This is a genomic window from Candidatus Magnetaquicoccus inordinatus, assembly GCF_004217665.1.
Classification (GTDB): domain Bacteria; phylum Pseudomonadota; class Magnetococcia; order Magnetococcales; family Magnetaquicoccaceae; genus Magnetaquicoccus; species Magnetaquicoccus inordinatus.
Genome location: NZ_RXIU01000184.1, coordinates 1 through 1,925, shown reverse-complemented (window position 1 = coordinate 1,925; position 1,925 = coordinate 1). Strand labels below are relative to the sequence as shown.

Annotated in this window: 1 protein-coding gene and 1 tRNA gene; both read right to left on the bottom strand. The window is 55.5% G+C overall.

The features are described 5' to 3' along the window. Nucleotides 1–1,488, bottom strand: a 1,488-nt coding sequence (locus EJP87_RS12155; RefSeq protein ID WP_130472147.1) for a 2-isopropylmalate synthase, incomplete at its 3' end; no start/stop codon positions are given. 100 nt (nt 1,489–1,588) lie between these two features. Further along, nucleotides 1,589–1,665 (bottom strand) — tRNA-Pro (locus tag EJP87_RS12150). Nucleotides 1,666–1,925 lie beyond the last annotated feature (260 nt).

The following is a 1,925-nucleotide window of genomic DNA, read 5'->3' as shown; positions in this document are numbered from 1 at the left end:
GTTGAGCAGGGCTTTGGCTGAGGCGACGATAACATCGGAATCGGCACCCTGACCTTGTGCGACGCGCTCCCCTTTTTCCAAACGTACCGTGACTTCGCCCTGGGCATCGGTACCGCCGGTGATGGCATGGACCTGATAGAGCTGCAGGCCAGCTTGTTTCAAATCGGGAATAACTTGCGCAATGGCCTGGAAGACAGCATCGACCGGACCGGCTCCCCAACTGGCACCGCGCAGGCGTTCGCCTTGGACATCCAGTTCCACGGCTGCTACAGGGGTATCCTGGGTTCCAGAGGCGACATGCAGGCGGATCAAGCGATAGTGTTCTCCTTCACGGATCACCTCATCATCCACCAGGGCGATCAAATCTTCGTCAAACAGCTCCTGTTTTTTATCGGCCACCTCTTTGAAACGGCGGAAGGCTTGATCCAACTGCTCCTGGGAGAGTTGATAGCCCAAGGTTTCCAAACGATCACGGAAGGCATGGCGACCAGAGAGTTTGCCGAGCACCATGCGATTGGCGGAGAGTCCCACGGAATCGGGGGTCATGATTTCGTAGGTGGTGGCCTCTTTGAGGACGCCATCCTGATGGATTCCCGCCTGATGGGCAAAGGCGTTGGCTCCGACGATGGCTTTGTTGGGCTGTACGGGAAAGCCGGTGATCGAAGAGACCAATTTGGAGGCGCGGCTGATTTCGGTAGTGACCACGCCAACCTGAAAGGGAAGCAGATCCTTGCGGGTACGGATGGCCATGACCACCTCTTCCAGGGCGGCGTTACCAGCCCGTTCACCGAGGCCATTGATGGTACACTCCACCTGTCTGGCGCCATTGAGCAAGGCAGACAGGGAGTTGGCGACTGCCAAACCCAGATCGTTATGGCAATGGACCGAAAGGATGGCTTGATCGATATTGGGCACCCGTTCCCTCAGGGTACGGATGCGGGCACCAAATTCGTGGGGCAAGGTATAGCCGACCGTATCGGGGATATTAACGGTGCGGGCACCGGCAGCGATGACCGCTTCCACGATGCGACAGAGAAAGTCGAGGTCGCTGCGTCCGGCATCTTCAGCGGACCATTCGACGTTACTGGTATAGCGACAAGCGTGCCGGACGGCTGCCACAGCGGCCTCTACCACCTGATCGGGACTCATATTCAATTTATGTTTCATATGAATCGGGCTGGTGGCGATAAAGGTATGGATACGTGGGTCAGCCGCACCCTGCAGCGCTTCCCAGGCACGGTCGATATCCTTGCTGGTGGCGCGGGAGAGGCCGGCGACGCTGCACTCTTTAATCGAGGCGGCAATTTTTTGCACAGCGGCAAAATCGCCAGGGGAGGACATGGGAAAACCGGCTTCGATCACATCGACACGCAATTTTTCCAATTGTTTGGCAACGCGCAATTTTTCATCGACGGTCATGGCGGCACCGGGGGATTGTTCCCCGTCACGCAATGTCGTATCGAAGATGATAATTTTTTCTTCGTTCATGAGGACACCTTCAGATTTTCCCTGAGCAGCGGGAAAGCGTGCGAGACACAAAAAAAGCGGTCATGGATGGGGCCAAGGACCGCTTGCAATCATCACATTTTGGTCGGGACGAGAGGATTTGAACCTCCGACCCCTAGCACCCCAAGCTAGTGCGCTACCAGTCTGCGCCACGCCCCGTACCGGAAAAGTGGGAACTCTACTCCACGGACAACCACTTGTCCAGGTATGATTTTATCTTACCGCTCATTTTGTCATGAGATGCGCTGGGAGGCAAGCATGCAGGGCAAGCGCATTTGAAAATCAGAAAATTATTATGGAGGTCCAGGAGGAGATTATCTCCTCCTGGTGGGTGCAGGGCAAAGCCCCATAAGCGTTAACCTATTTACTGTAAGCTAGATTCTGTGCTATGCTTCGGTCACTATGACTAAGCCAATCGC